This is a genomic window from Brotonthovivens ammoniilytica (assembly GCF_025566885.1).
GTDB lineage: Bacteria > Bacillota > Clostridia > Lachnospirales > Lachnospiraceae > Brotonthovivens > Brotonthovivens ammoniilytica.
Window position 1 is genome coordinate 624,195 of sequence record NZ_JAOQJQ010000001.1, and the last position, 18,484, is coordinate 642,678.

The following is an 18,484-nucleotide window of genomic DNA, read 5'->3' on the forward strand; positions in this document are numbered from 1 at the left end:
TTTATTTTCCTAAAAATCAAAGATTACCCTTCTTTAAAAATTCTAATAAAAACTTCCAAATTTTCTCAGTGGAAGCAATACTGAGCTTTTCTGACGGCGTATGAATATCGTCAATTTGGGGCCCTAAGGATACACAGTCAAGATCTGGAAGTTTTTCAAGGAACAGACCGCATTCTAGTCCTGCATGAATCGCCTCTACTTTAGGCCTTTGGTTAAATAGTTCCTCATAAACCTGTATCAAACGCTTACGCAGCAAGGAGTCCTTCCGATATTCCCAGGCCGGATATTCGCCATCTTCGGTATAACATCCCAAAAGACTTTCTGTCAAGAGCCGGATTTGGTCAGCCAGCAGTCTTTTTCTGGAAGATACGCTGCTGCGAATGGAAAAGGAAATCTGAACATGATTCTCTGATGTAGTCATAATTCCGGCATTCAGGGAAGTTTCCACAAGGTCATAAAGATCTGTACTCATATGCTGAACCCCGTTTGGCATGGTATACAGAAAAGTTAAAATCTGATGTTTCCCCTGTTTGGCCATAACATGCTCTGAGGTTTCAGCCTTTTTCACACTTGCTGAAAGTTTCAATTCAGGATCTGTATTTTCATACTCTTTGTGCAGTATTGACTCCATATGGGATACTGCGCTGTGAAAGGAGTCCATATTATCTTCAGAAAGCAGTATTTCTGCGGATGCCTCTCTTGGTATGGCATTATCCTTTAACCCTCCGTTTATATGAATTAAAGAATAATGACACAGCTGTTCTAATTCTTTTAAAACACGGCCCATCAGCTGTATGGCATTCCCGTACTCTTTTTGAATTTCGGAACCTGAGTGGCCCCCATGAAGACCGGTCAATGTCAGGACTGCTAAAATACCGGACCGGATTTCCCTTGTAAAAGAAAATTCTGCTCTTGCCCGCATCCCTCCTGCACAGCCGCACAGAAAAATGCCTTCCTCTTCAGAATCAAGATTTAAAAGCTCCCGCCCCTTTAATACAGATAAGTCAATACCCTTAGCTCCGTACATTCCGGTTTCTTCGTCTACCGTAAAAACAACTTCCAGCCGGGGGCTTTTCAAATCTTCCTTTTCAAGCAGTGCAAGTCCGTAAGCAATGGCAATACCGTCGTCCGCACCAAGGGTTGTTCCTCTAGCTTTCAGATACCCCTGCTCTTCGTACAGATCAAGCCCTTCCTTTTCAAAATCAATGGTACGGTCTGCATCCTTTTCACAAACCATATCCAGATGGCCCTGAATAATATATGGTTTATGATCTTCGTATCCTTTCGCGGCTTCCCGTATGATAATAACATTATTTAAGGAATCCTGATAATATTCCAGTCCGTGCTCTTTTGCAAACTGCACACAGTAATCACTGACAGCTTTTGTATTGCCGGATCCGTGGGGAATCTGGCAGATTTCATGAAAATAGTAAAAAACCCGCTCTGCAGGTGAATGATGAAATTGCATAAAAGATAACCTCCTGTACAGGAATGATCTAAAAAAAAGACCATATAATGAACTATGAAAAGAATCATTCCTTCTATTGTACTTACGTTATTATTAATTTATTTATTATTATTTCCAAAACAGATGGCCGCAGACACAGCTTTTGGTCTTTTATTGTGGTATAAAAACGTTGTCCCAACGCTTCTGCCCTTTTGCATTATTTCTTATATTATAATTCAAAGCAATTTATATCATACCATTTTCCGGCAGATTCTTTCACTGTTACCGGGAAAACGGGTGATACGGCCGGAAACCCTCTATCCCATCTGTCTTGGTTTTGTATGCGGATTTCCCATTGGAAGCAAATTGACGGCAGATATGTACGCTTTAGGACATCTGAATGCAAAAGAAGCAACAAAGCTGTGTGCCATCAGCAATCAGTTCGGTCCGGCTTTTGTCGTAAATTACATAGCAGCTTCACAGCTTAAGGACAGCAGATTTGCACCCATCCTGCTGCTGTCTATTTATCTTCCACCGTTAATATGCGGCGCCGTCTGGATGAGCCGCCGGGATAAAAGCGCTTCTTTACGCAAAATACCGGCATCCCGATCTCAAATAAACTTTAAAATCATAGATGCCGGTATTATGAATGGATTTGAAACAATGCTGAGAGTGGCCGGATATATTGTAGTATTTTCTATTTTATCCGGCGCTGTAGAATCGCTGCCTGTTGATATTCCGGCAGGCAAAGCCCTGATATCCGGTATCCTGGAAATCACAACCGGCACTCAGAACATTGCCGCTTCTGACATGTCCCAAGCATGGAAACTGCCATTGATCTGCGCCATCGTATCCTTCGGCGGCTTCTGCGGGCTGTTTCAGACAAATGCAATTATGAAAGGGGCAGAATTTAAAAGAAAACAATATATCACCTTTAAACTCATCTGTACCGCAGTCAGCTTTATTGCCGCAAAAATTCTGTATCAGCTATTCTTCTGATTTGGAAGAAATAATAGAGATTTCATCCTGCTCTTCCTTTTTAGAAGCCTCAGAATCTCCGGCTCCTTCCCCTTCCACATCGGGTTTGAGTTCATTTCTGTTGGCTAATACGATGTCCTGGCAGTTCTGCAAAGATGCAAGGAGGCTGTCATATTTTGCCTTGGAAGTGTCAATTGCATGAGATACAATATTCTCCAGATTTCCAAGAAGGTTATCTGTATATTCAATGGATGCGGTGCGGATATTGTTGGCATCCTCCGTTGCTTTATCCAGAATTTCCTGAGCCTGATTGGTGGCAATCATTACAACTTCATTTGCCTGGGCATAGGCCTGCTGCATAATCTGATGCTCACTTACCAGTTCGTTAGTGTGAATCTGTGCAGCTTCAATAATTTCATTCGCTTTTGCCTGGGCATCTGCTAAAATAGCGTCTTTATTATTGATAATTTTCTGATAGCGCTTGATCTCGTCCGGAGTCTTCATCCGCAGTTCTGTCAAAAGCTCTTCGATTTCATCTTTATTTACAATAATTTTGGAAGGAGACAGCGGCTGTGTCTTGCAGCTTCCGATATAATTTTCAATTTCTTCAATAATCTGTTCCAAACGGCTACTCATTTTGAACAACTCCTTATCTGTTGATATTTAACTTCTTATATACTTCCGGCAGAATCTTCTCCGGAACAAATTTGGAAATATCACCGCCGTAAGACGCAACTTCTTTGACAATTGTAGAACTTAAATATGCATACTCCAGACTGGTCGTTAAAAATACCGTATCCAGCTTTGGATTTACAATCCGGTTTGTCTGGGCAATCTGAAGCTCATATTCAAAATCGGTAACAGCGCGCAGACCACGAATTACAATGCCTGCACCGATTTCATCTGCGTATTCTACCAGTAACCCATCAAAAGATGATACAGTTACATTTGGCAAGTGGCTGGTCATATCTTTTATCATACTAACACGTTCATCTGTAGAAAACAACGGATTTTTTGCATTATTGCGCAAAACCGCCACATTGAGCTCATCAAAGATTTTGGATGATCTTTCTATTATATCCAGGTGTCCGAAAGTCATAGGATCAAAACTTCCGGGATAAATTGCTTTTTTCATAGGAATTATCCTCTTGCTAACTTTACTTTTGTAAAAAAATGTGCTGATTGGTTTTATACTTTTTTTGTTTTACGATTCTGTACCCCTCTGCTGTGTATTCTGATAGATCTGTTTCCAGAGAAGTTTCAATAATAATCAGAGAATCTTCATCTATCACAGAAGACTCTTTCAAATAGGAAAGAACCTCTTTCTCCAGATTTTGATTATAGGGCGGATCCATATAAACAATATCAAACACATATTTTCGTTCCAGTGTTCTTAAAGCGGATACTGCATCCATAACTTTCAGATCACAAAAAGAGTTGAATTTTGTGAAATTAATATTATCCTGGATACATGCAGCCGCCTTCCGGCTGTTTTCCACAAGAACTGCTTTTGTGGCGCCGCGGCTCACTGCTTCTAGAGCAATACTGCCGCTTCCGGAAAACAGATCCAGAAAATAGCATCCGGGCACTTCTATCTGAATCATATTAAAAAGTGTTTCTTTGATACGGTCTGTAGTTGGTCTTGTATCTGTTCCCGGAATGGTTTTTAAAGGCATGCTTCGTGCAGTGCCGGCTATAATTCTCATAAATGACCTCCATCTGTTTCACAAACTTCCAAAACAGCGTGGTACAAAAGAGCCAGAGCATCAGTTACTGCCTGGTTTCTGATTTCTGTCCGGCTGCCGGAGTAATGTTTCTCATATGTTTTTGTGCTGCCTTTGGCATAACATCCAATGTAAACAAGTCCCACAGGCTTTTGTTTTGTGCCTCCGCCGGGGCCTGCTATTCCTGTGGTAGTTACTGCAAAATCACTGTCAGCAGCTTTTGCGCATCCCTCGGCCATCTCATATGCCGTCTGATGGCTGACAGCCCCATAAGCATTCAGAGTATCTTCGGATACGGCCAGCAGACGCTGCTTTGCCTCATTGGAGTAAGTAATGTAGCCTTCTTTATAAACGGCAGATACACCGGGAGCGTTAATCAAAGTACCGGCCACTAGCCCTCCGGTGCAGGACTCTGCTGTTGACACGGTCAGATGATGTTTTTCACACAGCTTTGCAATCTTTTCTTCTATCTTAGCTTCCACTATTTCTGCTCCTTTAATACTCCTTTGTTTTTCACAAGATAATCAACCAGTGAAACAATTGTTAATACCAGCGCCAGGTATGTGACAATGACAGCCAGTATCTGAAAGGGTAAAAATGCAAAATTCAGAATTAAAAGAATAATCATAATCATTTGGGTCACAGTTTTTACTTTTCCCCACATGCTGGCAGCTATCACAATCTGATTATCGGCAGCAATCAGACGGAATCCGCTGATAATAAATTCCCTTGCAATAATAATAATTACAATCCAGGAAGCCAGACGGTTTACTTCAATCAGACAAATCATGGCAGAACATACCAGCAGCTTGTCCGCTAAGGGATCCATAAATTTTCCGAAGTTTGTTACAAGGTTATACTTTCTTGCAATCTTGCCGTCTAAAAGATCTGTCAGGCTGGCAGCAACAAAAATAATAAGGGCAATATAATCACCAATTCGTCCCAGGGGCGAAAACAGCATAAAGAATACAAAAAAGGGGATCAGAACCACCCGGAACATCGTTAGTTTATTTGGTAAATTCATAGCAATTCTCCTATCAGATCATATTCATAAGCGCCTGTAATCTTTACTCTTGCAAAGTCCCCGGACATCAGCGTTTCATCCGTCTGAATAAAAACATAGCCGTCAATATCCGGAGCATCTCTGTAGGTTCGTCCGATATAGGCGTTTTCAGAGGTAAGTTCTCCTTCAATCATCACATCCAGTTGGCGTCCGATCAGGGTCTCATTGGTGTCAAAAATAATTTCTTCCTGAAGCTCCATGACCTCATCTTTCCACTGAGCTTTCAGTTCTTCGTCTACCTGATCCGGCAAGCCGGCCGCAGGAGTATCTTCTTCTCTGGAGTAAGTAAAAGCTCCCAGTCTGTCAAACTCTGTTTCGTTGAGAAAATACATCAGCTCTTCATGCTGCTGGCTGGTTTCTCCGGGAAATCCACAGATTAACGTTGTCCGCAGTGCAATATCAGGAATCCGCTGGCGCAATTTATAAATAATTTTCAAAATATCTGCTTTACTGGTATGCCTTCCCATTCGCTTTAAAATAGTATCATTGATATGCTGGATGGGCATGTCGATATAATGGCATACTTTTTTATTTCTTTCTATAGCATGAATCAAATCATCGTCGATCTCTTCCGGATAGCAGTATAAAAGCCGGATCCAGTACAGGCCGGATATTTTATTTAACCGGTCCAGCAAAGCAGGCAGAGATTTTCTGCCATACAGATCTTTTCCGTAAACCGTCGTTTCCTGAGCCACAAGAATCAGCTCTTTGACGCCTTTTTTTACAAGGGACTCCGCCTGGTTTACAAGATCTTCTATAGGTATACTGCGGTAATTTCCCCGGATGGATGGAATAATACAGTAGGTACAGTGTTTATCACATCCTTCCGCAATTTTCAGATAAGCAGTATGTCCTCCTTTTGTAAGAAGCCGGCTTTCTGCCTTTCGTTTTTCTATATAATTCATGGGATGAAAGGCAGAAAAGGGCTGTCCGCTTAAAACAGTTTCAATTGCTTTGCAGATATCCTTTGTTGAATTTGTTCCAAGAACGGCATCCACTTCCGGGATTTCGTCCATAATCTCCTGCTGATATCTCTGGGCCAGACAGCCGCAGACAATCAGTACTTTTAAACTGCCGCTCTTTTTATATTCGGCCATCTGAAGAATGCTTTGAATACTCTCTTCTTTGGCGTCATGAATAAAACAGCAGGTATTAATAACAATAATATCTGCTTCACTTTCATCATTAGTAAATGCATAGGATGCATCCGTAAGCTGTCCCAGCATAAATTCAGTATCAACAAGATTTTTGTCACATCCAAGTGAAATAAACAAAATCTTCATATTTCCTCCAGAATGAAACAGCTGTCTCAAGTATACACTTTGAGACAGCGGAATCTATCAATTAAAATTCTTCTTCTGTATTCGTATCGTCTTCACCAAGGATTTTTACATCACCGCTGTATAATTCTTCTACAGCAATAGACAATGGTTTTTTACCTGCCGCATTGCTGACATAAGGTTCTGCCCCTCCGATAATCTGACGTGCTCGTTTTGCAGTAGCAATAACAATGGAATACCGGCTGTTAATTACCGGTTCATCGCCCAGTTCTACCTCATTATTTACTTTTTGCATCAGTTCTGTGTAGGATGGATGGATCATAAATGTTCTCCTTTCGAAACTATATTTAAATCATTTCTGATCTGATCAATAATAGAAATATTTTGGGCCATTTTGCATTTTTCGCTCTGAATAATATGATGAATCTGTTTTACGCATACCTGAAGATCATCATTAATAATCAGATAATCATATGCTTCGCAGCCGTCGGCTTCCTCAATGGCTCTGTTTAAACGGGAAGCAATTACTTCATCTGTCTCCGTTCCCCGGTCTTTCAGACGTTTCTTTAAAACCTCTGCCGACGGCGGGGTCACAAACAGCAGCAGCGCATCCGGAACAAGTTTTTTTACTTGAAGTGCTCCCTGGATTTCTATTTCAAGAATTACGTTTCTGCCCCGGTTTAACTGCTCTTCCACATATTTTTTAGGAGTGCCGTAATAATTGTCTACATATCTGGCATATTCAAGAAACGCATTTTCCTGTATCATCTGTTCAAATTCTTCTGTGCTCAGGAAAAAATAGTGCTGACCGTTTACTTCTCCCTCTCTGGGGCCGCGGGTAGTTGCTGAAACAGACAACGCATATTCATCTTGAAATTGTTCTAGAAGCAGTTTGGTAATGGTACCCTTTCCGGAACCGGAAAAGCCTGACATAATAATCAGTTTTCCTTTTTGATTCATGTTATTTCCCTTCTTCCGTTAAATCTTTTCCCTGAAATCTACCTGCTAAGGTATCCGGCTGCAGTGCAGATAATATAATGTGACTGCTTTCCGTCAGAATTACACTTTTTGTGCGTCTTCCCTGAGTTGCATCTACAATCCTGTCATCTTCTTTTGCCCGCTGCACCATTCGTTTGGCCGGAGCGGAATCAGGGCTGATAATTGTAATAATTTTATCTGTATTGACAACATTGCCAAAACCAATATTCATTAAACCTGCCATATGCTGTCCTTATTCTATATTCTGAATCTGTTCTCTTACTTTTTCAATTTCTGTTTTCAGTGCAATTGCCAGATTTGACACTTCTAGATCATTTGCCTTAGACAGAATGGTATTTGCCTCCCTGTTCATTTCCTGGGCAATAAAATCCAGCTTTCGTCCAATGCTTCCGGTCATATTCAGAGTTTCCTTTGTAGTCTGAATATGGCTTTTTAAGCGGACAGTTTCCTCATCTGTACATATTTTATCCGCAAACAGCACCACTTCTGCTGCAAGGCGCGATTCCTCAATCTGGGTATCCCCAAGAAGCTCCTGTACTTTCTCCTCCAGCTTCTGCCGGTATTCAGCCAGTATCCTGGGGGAACGCGCTTCTACTTTGTCCACATTGACAAGCATCTGGTCCAGTTTCTGATTCAAATCCCGGTACAGATTTTCTCCCTCTGTTTCTCTTGCAGTAATAAACTGACAGCAGGCCTCTTGAATGGCTGTTTCAAGATACGGCCACAGCGCTTTTTCATCTGATGGCTGTTCTTCCATGGAAAGAACTTCCGGATATCTGGAAAGGGTACTGGTATGAATGTCATTTTCCAGTTTGAATTCTTCGGCCATACTGTTTAAATGCCGGAGATATTCAGCGGCAAGTTCCCGGTTATATTTGACGGTAACACAGCTTTCTGCCAGATTTTCATAGGAAATGTAAAGATCTACTTTTCCCCGCTGAATTTTTTCTTTCAGAAGCGAACGGATGGCCGCCTCAAAAAAATTCAATTTTTTCGGCATCTTGATATTCAAATCCAGATACCGGTTATTAACAGATTTCATTTCCACTGTCAGCTTAAGCTTCTCATGGTTAAGTTCACAGCGGCCAAAACCGGTCATACTTTTTATCATAGATTCCTCCATTCATATGCATTGCATCTCCTGGAACCGGACATTCTGAATGCATGATAATGGTATTATAAAAGGTTTTTCCAAGGAAGTCAAATCACATTCTTGGTTTTTTGGGAAAAATCAGTTATACTAAACTGATATGTAAATCAAAATCGGAGGAATGAATTATGGCTTTGGATGGCATTGTAATATCCAATTTAATATATGATCTTAATCAGTTTGCTTCCGGCGGCAGAATCAGCAAAATTGCCCAGCCAGAAACAGACGAGCTTTTACTGACACTGAAAGGTCACAATGGACAAAAGCGGCTGCTGATTTCAGCCAGCGCTTCTCTTCCGCTGATGTACCTTACTGATAAAAATAAACCCAGTCCTATGACTGCGCCCAATTTCTGTATGCTTTTGCGCAAACATATTGCAAATGGCAGAATTACAAAGATTTATCAGCCGGGTTTAGAGCGGATCGTTGTTTTTGAGATTGAGCATCTGGATGATCTTGGAGATCTGCGGCACAAAAAGCTTATTGCAGAGCTTATGGGAAAACACAGCAATATTATTTTTTGCGATGAACAGGATAAAATCATTGACAGTATCAAACATATTTCCGCACAGGTAAGCTCCGTCCGGGAAGTGCTTCCCGGCAGAACCTATTTTATTCCCAACACGGCTCAAAAAGAGGATCCTCTGACCTGTGATGAAACATCTTTCTGCCAGTTGATTTTATCAAAGCCCATGACACTCTCAAAAACGCTCTACACTTCTTACACCGGAATCAGTCCGCTGATTGCAAATGAGATCTGTTACCGCTGCAAGCTGGACGGAGATCAGCCTGCTGCATCCTGCAATGAGGCAGAAATCCGACAGCTTTATATCTCCTTTTGTGCAGTTTTAAGTTGTGTATCCAGTCACACCTATGCGCCCTGCATCATCAAGCGAGGAAAGGAGCCTGTGGAATTTTCCTCTGTGGCATTAAAGGAATATAGTGACCTTGCCAGTGTTTCCTGCGATTCTATATCAGAGGTTTTAGAAACCTTTTACGCAGAAAAAAATATTTTTACAAGAATCAGGCAGAAGTCCTCTGACTTAAGAAGAATTGTTACCACTGCATTAGAGCGGAATCGAAAGAAATATGCACTGCAGCAAAAACAGATGCAGGATACCGAAAAAAGGGAAAAATACAGAATTTATGGTGAAATGCTTCATACTTACGGTTATGGAGTGGAACCAGAAGCAAAAGAACTAGTATGTGAAAACTACTATGACAATAATAAAGAAATCAAAGTTCCTCTGGATCCGGCACTTTCTCCGGCAGAAAATGCCGGCAGATATTTTGAACGCTATAATAAGCTGAAAAGGACCAGCGAGGCTTTAACAAAATTACTTGTAGAAACAAAAAGCGATATCGAACATTTAGAATCCATTGCTACTGCCCTTGATCTTGCAGTGTCAGAATCTGACCTGGCACAGATTAAAGAAGAGCTTGTGGAATATGGATACATCAAACGAAAATCCGGTCAGAAAAAATCAGGGAAAAAAAACCGCCCATATCATTATCAGACACAGGACGGTTATGACATTTATGTGGGAAAAAATAATTTTCAGAATGATGAATTAACCTTTAAATTTGCAGAAGGAAATGACTGGTGGTTTCATGCAAAAGGAATGCCGGGATCACATGTCATTGTAAAAACGAAAACCGGCGATCTGCCGGATCATGTATTTGAAGATGCCGGACGTCTGGCAGCTTACTACTCAAAGGGACGGGACAGTGATAAAGTGGAGATAGATTATCTGCAGAAAAAAAATGTGAAAAAACCAAATAAAAGCAAGCCGGGGTTTGTAGTTTACTATACAAACTATTCTCTTACTATGGAACCGGATATCAGCGCGCTGAAGCTGATTTCTGAATCATAAACAATTCTCGGCTGCTAAAACAAAAGAACCTTACAGCTGCGCCATATTATCACACAGCTGTAAGGCTTTTCGGTTTTGAAAACTTCAGTTACTTTCCGGTATTTTAAATTTCACAGCATTCTCCGTGAAAATCTGCTTCTCTGACATTAAATTCGTCCCGAATCAGCTGCAGAATGGGGGTTATGTTAGGATTAGGAGAATCCTTATGATAAAAACATGCCGTCTGAAATCTAAAATCTTTTCCGGGAACGTCAAAATATTTAAACTTTGCAGTATGAGAATCATGAAACGCTTTTGGAAACACAGCGAATCCTTCTGCCTGGGACAGCATAGTAAGCAGTGTTATAAAGTTGGGGACCGTTACCACTTCCCTGCAGGGAATATGATAATAAAATCCGTCATTTCCTACTTCCTTTTTATAAGGTGCATTGTGATCCATTTTCAAAAATGTCTCTTTTTTCATATCTTCTTCTGTAATCTCATCTTTTACTGCCCAGGGATGATACAGTGATACAACAATCTGAGCGGGAACTGTATGAAACACCAGCTTATGGCAGCTGCCCCAGTCCTCCTCTTCATGGGCATTGGTAAATGCCAGATCCAGTTTCCCCTCCATCATATCTTTTTGAATATCAAATAGCTCCATCATTTTAAGCTCAATATGACTATTGGGTACATTTGCCAGAATCAGTGTCAGTATAGGGGTAATAAACTCTTCCTTTGGAAGGGCCGAAAAAATTCCAACTCTTACCTTTCCGGTTAACACTTCTCCGGCTTTTCTAATTTCAGAAACCGCCAGCTTCAGTTCTTTGTCTATCTGGCCAAACTTATTTTCAGCCAGAACTCCAAGCTCTGTCAGATGCACATTTCTGGTTGACCGTTCAAACAATTTTACACCAAGCTCCTCTTCTAACAGCGAGATCTGTTTGGTTAAAGCCTGGGGGGAAATATACATTTCTTTAGCTGCTTTTGAAAAATTCTGGGTTTTGGCTGCTTTTAAAAAGTATTTAATTCGTTGATATTCCACAAAATACGCCCCCTTTCCAAAAAGAATCATTTCTTTTCCGCTTCTATAAATATTGTAACAGGAAACCCACACTGCCGCCAGAAGATTTTCTTACACTAAAAAAGAATCCTGCCACGGCAGAATTCTCCGCCTGCGGCGGGTCGCTTTTGCGACATGATTCCACTCCGCCGCAGTGCGATCATCAGCGGAGCGTTTTTTGCTCTATAGGAATCGGCACTTTTCGGCTTTATCACAACATGGTATTTCCTATAGCGTAAAAAAACAGAACGGACGCATCCGCTCTGCTTTTTACTCATAGTTTTTTTATCTGTCAGCCATCTGACGTTCCTGTGCTTCGATCATCTTCTTTACCATATACCCCCCAACAGAACCATTCTGACGGGAAGTAAGGTCACCATTGTATCCTTCTTTTAAAGGAACACCGATTTCGTTCGCTACTTCATATTTGAATTTGTTTAAAGCAGCCTTTGCTTCAGGGACAGATGCTTTATTTGTAGATTTTCCTGACATTGCATTTTCCTCCTGTGTAGATAAAAAGTTTTGTCAGAAAACATGTTTTCTTTTTTACAGCTGTAAATATAGTATCTCTCATTTTTTTAGATGTACACAGGTAAATTTAACCTTTACAAATTAAGCTGCCGGCTGAAATCTTTTTTATAGGCCTCCAGACGTTTTTTTAATTTAAAATTGCATTCCTGTTCCAGTTGATGATCCTCTTTGATCACAAGCCCTGCCTCATAAGCTGCTTTTTTTAATAAATCAGAATCCTGGAAAATATCTGCCAGGCGGAAGGAGAACTCGCCGCTCTGACGGATTCCGAAGAAATCGCCGGGTCCCCGTAATTTCAAGTCCTGACTTGCAATCTCAAATCCGTCATTGGTTTTGTTTAAAATCTCCAAACGTTTATTCTGCTTTTTATTTCCCGAGCCGTCTATCATAATACAATAAGACTGAGCACTTCCACGGCCTACCCGTCCTCTGAGCTGATGCAGCTGGGCAAGTCCAAACCGTTCAGCATTTTCAATCATAATAACTGTGGCATTTGGAACATCCACGCCTACCTCCACAACGGTTGTAGAAACTAAAACCTGGATTTCATTTTTTAAAAATGCTTCCATAATTTCATTTTTTTCATCCGGTTTCATTTTTCCGTGAAGACATCCTACCGTGCACTGTGCTCCAAAAAGCTGTTTTAGCTGTGCAGAATAGTCCAAAACATTTTCACCTTCCAGAGTCTCAGAAGCTTCCACAAACGGACAAATAACATAAGCCTGGTGTCCGGCCTGAATTTCTTTTAAAATAAAAGTATATGCTTTTTGGCGAAACCCGGTGTCTACGACACAGTTTTTGATGGGAAGGCGTCTGGCCGGAACCTGATCAATGACTGATATGTCCAGATCCCCGTATAATATAATGGCCAGGGTTCTTGGAATGGGGGTTGCACTCATAACAAGAATATGAGGATGCATTCCCTTTTTGGAAAATGTTTCTCTTTGCTTCACACCAAACCGATGCTGCTCATCGGTAATTACAAGGGCTAAATTTTTGTATTCCGGTTTTTCCTGAATTAAAGCGTGTGTGCCTACAATCAAAGCACCGGAGGAAGAAGCCAGCATCTCAAAGGCTTCCCGTTTCTGCCTTGCACTTAAGGAACCGGTCAGTAAAACAACCGGAAAGGAAAGGTGCTGCTCCCGGCACAGAGCAGTCAGTTTCTCATAATGCTGTCTTGCCAGTACATCAGTGGGAGCCATTAAGGCTGCCTGGTATCCCTGATGCGCTGCATGAAACATAGCTAGAAATGCCACAATTGTTTTTCCGGATCCTACATCTCCCTGAATCAGCCGCTGCATAGCACAGCCGCTTTTCATGTCTTTTTTGATATCTTCAAAAGCGCGCAGCTGTGCATCGGTAAGCTGATAGGGCAGTTTTCTTAAGATATGATCTGTAAAGTCATGATCTTTGATGCGGTAGTCCGTTTCAAACTGTGCAGACTGCTCCCTCCCGAAACGCATGCTGAGAATAAAAAACAGAAATTCATCAAAAACAAGACGGTTTCTGGCCGCAATACAGCTTTCCTCATCCTGGGGAAAATGAATATTTTCTATGGCAAAATTATATTCGCACAGATGATTGCGGGTACGGAGCTCTTCCGGCAGATATTCAAGGGTCAGAGCCATCTCTTTTAAACAGGTCTGTACGGTACGCTGGATCAGGTGATTGTTAAGGCCCCCTGACAGCGGATATACGGGCTGTAAGGTAGCACTTACCGCCTCATACTTTTCCGGTTCAAAAATTTCGGGCTGATCCATAGTAAACATCTGCTTTTTCTGCCGGACAATTCCGTAAAAGATATAGGTCTTTCCAGGCTTAAGAAGGCTGCGTACAAAGGGACTGCGAAACCAGCTCAATCGAAACCGCAGATCGTCACTTCCGATTTCTGCAGTAACCATATTAAGACGGCTGCCCGGTATCAGCACCGGCTTCTGGCGGAGCTTTGCTACAATCGCATTCTTTCGGTCCGCAACAGCCTCTGCAGGTGCAACAGGTTTTGGGTAACGCTCATAATCTCTTGGAAAATACAGGAGTATATCACCAACTGTATATACTCCTGCATTTCGAAATAACTCTTCTGTTTTTGTGCCGATTCCTTTTATTTCCCGAATACTGGAATCTATATTCATAAACTTTCTCCGTTTATTCTACCGATAGTACATAATAATAAATTGGCTGCCCGCCAAAAGTTACATCCAAGTCGCAGTCCGGGTAAGTTTCAGATACATAGGCCCCAAAAGCCTCCGCATCTTCTTTTGATACATCTTCACCATAATAAACGCTGATAAAGGAAGAATCTTCATCTACCAGATCTGCAAGCAGTTCTTTTAATACGGTATTCATATCAGAACCCACAGACAAAATCGAAGCATCTCCGATGCCCATGTAATCCCCTTCTGTAATCTCTTTCCCGTCAATTACCGTATCCCGGACTGCATAAGTTACCTGTCCGGTTTTAACTGATTTAATGGCATCTTCCATTGCCTGAAGATTATCTTCCCAGGACTGTCCTGGAATCAGGTTAATCATTGCGGCAATTCCCTGAGGAATGGTTTTGGTGGGAACCACTATAATATTTTTATCCTCAACCAGATAAGATGCCTGCTGGGCTGCCAGGATAATATTTTTATTATTAGGAAGAATAAAAATATTTTCAGCATTTACTTTCTCAATTGCCTGCAGCATATCCTCTGTGCTGGGGTTCATCGTCTGGCCGCCTTCTATGATATAGTCAACGCCAAGTCCTTTAAACGCCTCGGTCAGTCCCTCTCCGATAGAAACAGAAATAAATCCCATTTCTTTTGGAGGTGTTTTTTTTGCATCTTCCTGAGCCTGTTTTTCAGCCAGTTTCTGTGCATCTTTAATCAGTTTTTCCTGGTGTTCCTCGCGCATATTGTCGATTTTGATTTTGCTTAAAGAACCATGTGTCAATGCCTTTTGTATTACCAGTCCCGGGTCATTGGTATGTACATGGATTTTTACAATTTCATCATCGGCAACCAGTACAATGGAATCTCCCATAGACTGTAGAAACTGCTTAAAATCATGCTCCTGTTCCTGGGTAAGGGGTTTGTTCAGCACGATAATAAACTCTGTACAATACCCAAATTTTATTTCCTTTTCTGTTTCCGCAGAAATCTTAACAATACCGGAAGCCGTTTTTCCGGTTTCTATGGTATAATCAATTTCTTTTCCAAGATATGCGTCATAAGCGCCTTTTAAGACTTCTACTAGTCCCTGGCCGCCGGAATCCACTACTCCCGCCTGTTTTAATACCGGAAGCATATCCGGTGTTTTTGAAAGAACTGTTTCTGCCTCTTCTATAATCGCTTTCATATAGGAAGACAGATCATAAGTCTCATCGCAGGAAAGCTCTATGGCTTTATCTGCAGCGCCTCTGGCCACAGTAAGAATTGTCCCTTCTTTTGGCTTCATAACTGCTTTGTAAGCAGTTTCACAGGCCTTTTCCACAGCATTGCAGAGTGTAATTTTGTCAATAGTTTCCTGGCTTCCGATTACTTTTGTAAATCCCCGAAACAGCTGGGATAATATAACGCCTGAATTTCCCCTGGCTCCACGCAGAGATCCGGATGCAATCGCTTTTGAGAGTGCATGCATATCTGGATTTTCAACTGCACTGACTTCTCTGGCCGCAGACATAATTGTCATACTCATATTGGTACCGGTATCACCGTCAGGTACCGGAAATACATTCAATTCGTTAATCCATTCTTTTTTTGCATCAAGATTTTTAGCGCCTGCTAAAAACATTTTGGCAAGAAGCGCTGAATCTAATGTTGCACATTCCACTATACTTGTCCTCCTTAGTCAATCACTCTGACACCTTCCACAAAAATATTGATTTTCTCAATGGTCATGCCTGTAAAGGATTCTACTTTATACTTTACAGTAGAAATAAGATTATCCGCTACTGTCTCAATACTTACCCCATATGAAATAATTACATGAAAATCCAATGTAATTTTATTATCCGAAATTAATACAGAAATTCCATGATGAAGGTAATCCTTTTTTAATAATTTTACCAGTCCATCTTTTACATTGACTGCAGCCATGCCTACAATTCCGAAACATTCTACAGCTACGGAGCCGGCATATGTAGAAACGACTTCTGGCTCAATGCTTACCGTACCAAATTCGTTACTCATAAATCCTTTCATAATATCCTCCAATCATTCGATTACTATGTGGTTGCCCTGTCTTAAATACTTCATTCCGGCTGATACACTTAGCATATTATAACCATTTTTTAAGGAAATGAAAATAACATTTTGAAAAATAATTTATTTTTTTGAAATTATTCTTGCAATATGAATATGTATCTGGTAGAATACATTTGTTGTGAGCCTGCTGATAAGGCTTAGTAAACGCAAGGAGGTGCAATTATGGCAAAATGTAGTATTTGTGGAAAAGGCGCTCATTTTGGATGCAACGTGAGCCATTCTCATAGAAAATCAAATAGAATGTGGAAATCTAACATTAAAAAAGTTAAATGTAATGTTAATGGAACACATAAATCATTATATGTTTGTGCTTCTTGTCTGAGATCCAATAAAGTAGAAAGAGCATAGAAAATGCGAGCTGTCCATCCGGGCAGCTTTTCTTATATCATAGGAAATTGCTCCTATGATATAAAAAACGCTCCGCTTTTGATCGCACCGCGGCGGAATGGAGTCATGTCGCAAAAGCGACCCGCCGCAGGCGAGATTCTTTTTTATTTTTTACACACTATTTCCATCTCCGGCAGCAATAAAGATTGTAACCTATAATTAAAAAAAGTGCGATAATGATAATACCTATAAAAATGTTAGAGATCAGCATCATGAAAATCATGCCAGCCGCCACCCAGAACAATATAAAACCGATCATTTCTTTCATAATGGCCTCCACATCAAAAAAGAGATTCATACTTTATTATATGAATCCCCCTTGAAAATCTTGCCTTATTCTTCAATATTTAAAATCGCTTTCATTTCTTCTGCCGCTTTTTCTTTGGCTTCCTGTTCCTGCTTCGCTTTTTCCGGATCTTTTTTATTTTGAATCTGTTTCATAAACTTATCTACAAAATCAGGTACCATATCCAGAAGTTTTGTAATTCCGTCATTATTTTTCACACTGACCATTTTTGTAATTCCATTTTGAATCACTAAAACAGCACAAGGGGAAATTTTTCCTCCAATTCCGCCGCCGCAGTTCTTTTTCTTTTCACCGGTAAAGGAACCGGCGCCCATGCCAAAAGAGACATCTACCAGCGGCATAATGATAGTGTCTCCAATGTGAATGGCATCTCCTACTACTGTTTTAGAGGAAAGAAAGCTGCTCATACCCTGAATCAGTGAATCAACTGTGGTGTGAAATGAATTGTCTGTCATACTGCAGTACCTCCGTTTTTATTTCTGCTTTAATGATTTTAAAAATGTGCGGAATTCTTTCTGGCGAAAAATCCGAAAGATAAAAAGCACAATATGGATTCCGCGTATATGTCCCATAATTTGAAACGTGCCTTTAAAATAAGTATCTTCGGTTTCAAAGTCCGGATTTATATTTAAGTCCTCATACTGGTACAGGAAAAAAATACAGCTGAAGGCTCCCACTGCCTTTCCCGTCAGCGACGGGTCAGAAAGCCCAAAGCTTAAGTCTCCTCTGATATCCCTGGGCCGCACATGATACATCAATGTTTTAAAGTGGGGCATAAGAAGCTCTGCCAAATGACCGTCTTTGATCTTCTTTAATATCTGAAAGACTTTTCTGCCTTTACTTAATAGTTCATAAAAGGAAGAATTATCTTTCTCAAATTCTTCTTTTTGGACGGCATCTGAATCTTTTGACTCCTGGTCCTGTTCTTCCTTTGTATCTGCCTGTTTTAAAAGATCAGAAGTATTTTTATTTGAAATTTCTTCATTCGAAGTATCTCTATTTGAAACTTCCTTTTCTGAAATATTTTTTTCTGAAATTCCTTTTTGGAGAGTTTCTTTTGCCGGAACTTCTTCATCTAAAACGATATTTTTTTTATCTTTTCTGTGTTTCTTTAAGTAACGCTGTCTTAATTTTAATCTTTTTTCAGCCTGCCGCTTCTCTTTTTTTTCTTTCCTTTTTTTTATGCGCCGTGGATCTAAAATTCCGGAGCGGATTCCAAGAATATAGATATCATATTCCGGATTTTCATTTTCATATTGAAAACGGAACTGGAGCAGCCGGAAGAACCAGCTGATCCTTACAAAATATTTTTTATTTTCGATATCTCCCTGTCCAAAATATCTGGCTGGTATCAATAAGATGCAGGCGGCTAATATGGCCAGAATCAACAGGACAATTAAAAGTACCGTCCCGATTATTTTCAGAATACTCAGTATGATTGCCATTGGTTTC

Annotated in this window: 21 protein-coding genes; 3 read left to right on the forward strand and 18 right to left on the reverse strand. The window is 40.7% G+C overall.

Annotation, left to right across the window (positions count from 1 at the left end; genetic code table 11):
• Positions 1-16 precede the first annotated feature (16 nt).
• Positions 17-1,468 carry an aminoacyl-histidine dipeptidase gene (locus OCV88_RS02840; protein ID WP_158424113.1) on the reverse strand — a complete coding sequence of 484 codons (1,452 nt, stop codon included), beginning with the start codon at positions 1,466-1,468 and terminating at the stop codon, positions 17-19.
• Positions 1,469-1,522: 54 nt separating this feature from the next.
• Here OCV88_RS02840 and OCV88_RS02845 point away from each other — a divergent pair, with 54 nt between their 5' ends.
• Positions 1,523-2,446: a hypothetical protein gene (locus OCV88_RS02845; RefSeq protein WP_158424114.1), complete on the forward strand. Its 924-nt coding sequence runs from the start codon at positions 1,523-1,525 to the stop codon at positions 2,444-2,446.
• Here the strand turns inward: OCV88_RS02845 and OCV88_RS02850 are convergent.
• The 10 genes from OCV88_RS02850 to OCV88_RS02895 all read right to left on the reverse strand — a co-directional run bounded on the left by OCV88_RS02850 (position 2,435) and on the right by OCV88_RS02895 (position 8,602).
• Positions 2,435-3,061 carry an ATPase gene (locus OCV88_RS02850; RefSeq protein ID WP_158424115.1) on the reverse strand — a complete coding sequence of 209 codons (627 nt, stop codon included), beginning with the start codon at positions 3,059-3,061 and terminating at the stop codon, positions 2,435-2,437. The genes OCV88_RS02845 and OCV88_RS02850 overlap by 12 nt on opposite strands.
• A 13-nt stretch (positions 3,062-3,074) precedes the next feature.
• Positions 3,075-3,560, reverse strand: a complete 486-nt coding sequence (gene coaD / locus OCV88_RS02855) for a pantetheine-phosphate adenylyltransferase (RefSeq protein WP_158424116.1) — start codon at positions 3,558-3,560, stop codon at positions 3,075-3,077.
• A gap of 22 nt (positions 3,561-3,582) precedes the next feature.
• Entirely contained in the window at positions 3,583-4,131 is a 549-nt protein-coding gene (rsmD, locus tag OCV88_RS02860) for a 16S rRNA (guanine(966)-N(2))-methyltransferase RsmD (RefSeq protein WP_158424117.1), read from the reverse strand.
• Positions 4,128-4,631, reverse strand: a complete 504-nt coding sequence (locus tag OCV88_RS02865) for a CinA family protein (protein WP_262590613.1) — start codon at positions 4,629-4,631, stop codon at positions 4,128-4,130. The genes rsmD and OCV88_RS02865 overlap by 4 nt, the downstream gene beginning before the upstream one ends.
• Positions 4,631-5,173, reverse strand: coding sequence for a CDP-diacylglycerol--glycerol-3-phosphate 3-phosphatidyltransferase (gene pgsA / locus OCV88_RS02870; RefSeq protein ID WP_158424119.1), 543 nt, complete (start codon positions 5,171-5,173; stop codon positions 4,631-4,633). The genes OCV88_RS02865 and pgsA overlap by 1 nt, the downstream gene beginning before the upstream one ends.
• Positions 5,170-6,495 carry a 30S ribosomal protein S12 methylthiotransferase RimO gene (rimO, locus tag OCV88_RS02875; protein WP_158424120.1) on the reverse strand — a complete coding sequence of 442 codons (1,326 nt, stop codon included), beginning with the start codon at positions 6,493-6,495 and terminating at the stop codon, positions 5,170-5,172. The genes pgsA and rimO overlap by 4 nt, the downstream gene beginning before the upstream one ends.
• A 61-nt stretch (positions 6,496-6,556) precedes the next feature.
• On the reverse strand, positions 6,557-6,814 hold the full coding sequence (gene rpoZ, locus OCV88_RS02880) for a DNA-directed RNA polymerase subunit omega (RefSeq protein ID WP_158424121.1): 258 nt from the start codon (positions 6,812-6,814) through the stop codon (positions 6,557-6,559).
• Positions 6,811-7,452, reverse strand: coding sequence for a guanylate kinase (gene gmk / locus OCV88_RS02885; RefSeq protein ID WP_158424122.1), 642 nt, complete (start codon positions 7,450-7,452; stop codon positions 6,811-6,813). Before gmk ends, rpoZ begins: the two co-directional genes overlap by 4 nt.
• A gap of 1 nt (position 7,453) precedes the next feature.
• On the reverse strand, positions 7,454-7,714 hold the full coding sequence (locus OCV88_RS02890) for a DUF370 domain-containing protein (RefSeq protein ID WP_158424123.1): 261 nt from the start codon (positions 7,712-7,714) through the stop codon (positions 7,454-7,456).
• A 9-nt stretch (positions 7,715-7,723) separates the two neighbouring features.
• Entirely contained in the window at positions 7,724-8,602 is an 879-nt protein-coding gene (locus tag OCV88_RS02895; RefSeq protein WP_158424124.1) for a YicC/YloC family endoribonuclease, read from the reverse strand.
• A gap of 167 nt (positions 8,603-8,769) precedes the next feature.
• On the opposite strand from OCV88_RS02895, the gene OCV88_RS02900 reads away from it, so the two are divergent.
• Complete coding sequence (locus OCV88_RS02900; protein ID WP_158424125.1) at positions 8,770-10,515, forward strand: Rqc2 family fibronectin-binding protein; 1,746 nt, start codon at positions 8,770-8,772, stop codon at positions 10,513-10,515.
• A 103-nt stretch (positions 10,516-10,618) separates the two neighbouring features.
• Here the strand turns inward: OCV88_RS02900 and OCV88_RS02905 are convergent, their stop codons facing one another.
• From OCV88_RS02905 to OCV88_RS02925, 5 genes are all read right to left on the reverse strand, one after another.
• Positions 10,619-11,542 carry a LysR family transcriptional regulator gene (locus OCV88_RS02905; RefSeq protein ID WP_262590614.1) on the reverse strand — a complete coding sequence of 308 codons (924 nt, stop codon included), beginning with the start codon at positions 11,540-11,542 and terminating at the stop codon, positions 10,619-10,621.
• Positions 11,543-11,845: 303 nt separating this feature from the next.
• The gene (locus OCV88_RS02910; protein ID WP_158424127.1) at positions 11,846-12,052 is read right to left on the reverse strand and encodes an alpha/beta-type small acid-soluble spore protein; all 207 of its coding nucleotides are present in this window, start codon (positions 12,050-12,052) and stop codon (positions 11,846-11,848) included.
• A gap of 113 nt (positions 12,053-12,165) precedes the next feature.
• On the reverse strand, positions 12,166-14,223 hold the full coding sequence (gene recG, locus OCV88_RS02915) for an ATP-dependent DNA helicase RecG (RefSeq protein WP_158424128.1): 2,058 nt from the start codon (positions 14,221-14,223) through the stop codon (positions 12,166-12,168).
• Between the two features lie 13 nt (positions 14,224-14,236).
• Complete coding sequence (locus OCV88_RS02920; RefSeq protein ID WP_158424129.1) at positions 14,237-15,904, reverse strand: DAK2 domain-containing protein; 1,668 nt, start codon at positions 15,902-15,904, stop codon at positions 14,237-14,239.
• Positions 15,905-15,918: 14 nt separating this feature from the next.
• Positions 15,919-16,275 carry an Asp23/Gls24 family envelope stress response protein gene (locus OCV88_RS02925; RefSeq protein WP_158424130.1) on the reverse strand — a complete coding sequence of 119 codons (357 nt, stop codon included), beginning with the start codon at positions 16,273-16,275 and terminating at the stop codon, positions 15,919-15,921.
• Between the two features lie 225 nt (positions 16,276-16,500).
• Here OCV88_RS02925 and rpmB point away from each other — a divergent pair, with 225 nt between their 5' ends.
• On the forward strand, positions 16,501-16,686 hold the full coding sequence (gene rpmB / locus OCV88_RS02930) for a 50S ribosomal protein L28 (RefSeq protein WP_158424131.1): 186 nt from the start codon (positions 16,501-16,503) through the stop codon (positions 16,684-16,686).
• Between the two features lie 372 nt (positions 16,687-17,058).
• Here the strand turns inward: rpmB and OCV88_RS02935 are convergent, their stop codons facing one another.
• Both OCV88_RS02935 and OCV88_RS02940 read right to left on the reverse strand, forming a co-directional pair.
• Complete coding sequence (locus tag OCV88_RS02935; protein ID WP_158424132.1) at positions 17,059-17,487, reverse strand: GerW family sporulation protein; 429 nt, start codon at positions 17,485-17,487, stop codon at positions 17,059-17,061.
• An 18-nt stretch (positions 17,488-17,505) separates the two neighbouring features.
• Positions 17,506-18,477 (reverse strand): hypothetical protein, encoded by a 972-nt coding sequence (locus tag OCV88_RS02940; RefSeq protein WP_158424133.1) that lies wholly within the window; start codon positions 18,475-18,477, stop codon positions 17,506-17,508.
• Positions 18,478-18,484 lie beyond the last annotated feature (7 nt).

Bases quoted from the DNA above. Each gene is read 5' to 3' on its own strand.
- OCV88_RS02840 (WP_158424113.1), bottom strand. From the start codon at position 1,468: ATGCAATTTCATCATTCACCTGCAGAGCGGGTTTTTTACTATTTTCAT.
- OCV88_RS02845 (WP_158424114.1), top strand. From the start codon at position 1,523: ATGAAAAGAATCATTCCTTCTATTGTACTTACGTTATTATTAATTTAT.
- OCV88_RS02850 (WP_158424115.1), bottom strand. From the start codon at position 3,061: ATGAGTAGCCGTTTGGAACAGATTATTGAAGAAATTGAAAATTATATC.
- coaD (WP_158424116.1), bottom strand. From the start codon at position 3,560: ATGAAAAAAGCAATTTATCCCGGAAGTTTTGATCCTATGACTTTCGGA.
- rsmD (WP_158424117.1), bottom strand. From the start codon at position 4,131: ATGAGAATTATAGCCGGCACTGCACGAAGCATGCCTTTAAAAACCATT.
- pgsA (WP_158424119.1), bottom strand. From the start codon at position 5,173: ATGAATTTACCAAATAAACTAACGATGTTCCGGGTGGTTCTGATCCCC.
- rimO (WP_158424120.1), bottom strand. From the start codon at position 6,495: ATGAAGATTTTGTTTATTTCACTTGGATGTGACAAAAATCTTGTTGAT.
- rpoZ (WP_158424121.1), bottom strand. From the start codon at position 6,814: ATGATCCATCCATCCTACACAGAACTGATGCAAAAAGTAAATAATGAG.
- gmk (WP_158424122.1), bottom strand. From the start codon at position 7,452: ATGAATCAAAAAGGAAAACTGATTATTATGTCAGGCTTTTCCGGTTCC.
- OCV88_RS02890 (WP_158424123.1), bottom strand. From the start codon at position 7,714: ATGGCAGGTTTAATGAATATTGGTTTTGGCAATGTTGTCAATACAGAT.
- OCV88_RS02895 (WP_158424124.1), bottom strand. From the start codon at position 8,602: ATGATAAAAAGTATGACCGGTTTTGGCCGCTGTGAACTTAACCATGAG.
- OCV88_RS02900 (WP_158424125.1), top strand. From the start codon at position 8,770: ATGGCTTTGGATGGCATTGTAATATCCAATTTAATATATGATCTTAAT.
- OCV88_RS02910 (WP_158424127.1), bottom strand. From the start codon at position 12,052: ATGTCAGGAAAATCTACAAATAAAGCATCTGTCCCTGAAGCAAAGGCT.
- recG (WP_158424128.1), bottom strand. From the start codon at position 14,223: ATGAATATAGATTCCAGTATTCGGGAAATAAAAGGAATCGGCACAAAA.
- OCV88_RS02925 (WP_158424130.1), bottom strand. From the start codon at position 16,275: ATGAAAGGATTTATGAGTAACGAATTTGGTACGGTAAGCATTGAGCCA.
- rpmB (WP_158424131.1), top strand. From the start codon at position 16,501: ATGGCAAAATGTAGTATTTGTGGAAAAGGCGCTCATTTTGGATGCAAC.
- OCV88_RS02935 (WP_158424132.1), bottom strand. From the start codon at position 17,487: ATGACAGACAATTCATTTCACACCACAGTTGATTCACTGATTCAGGGT.
- OCV88_RS02940 (WP_158424133.1), bottom strand. From the start codon at position 18,477: ATGGCAATCATACTGAGTATTCTGAAAATAATCGGGACGGTACTTTTA.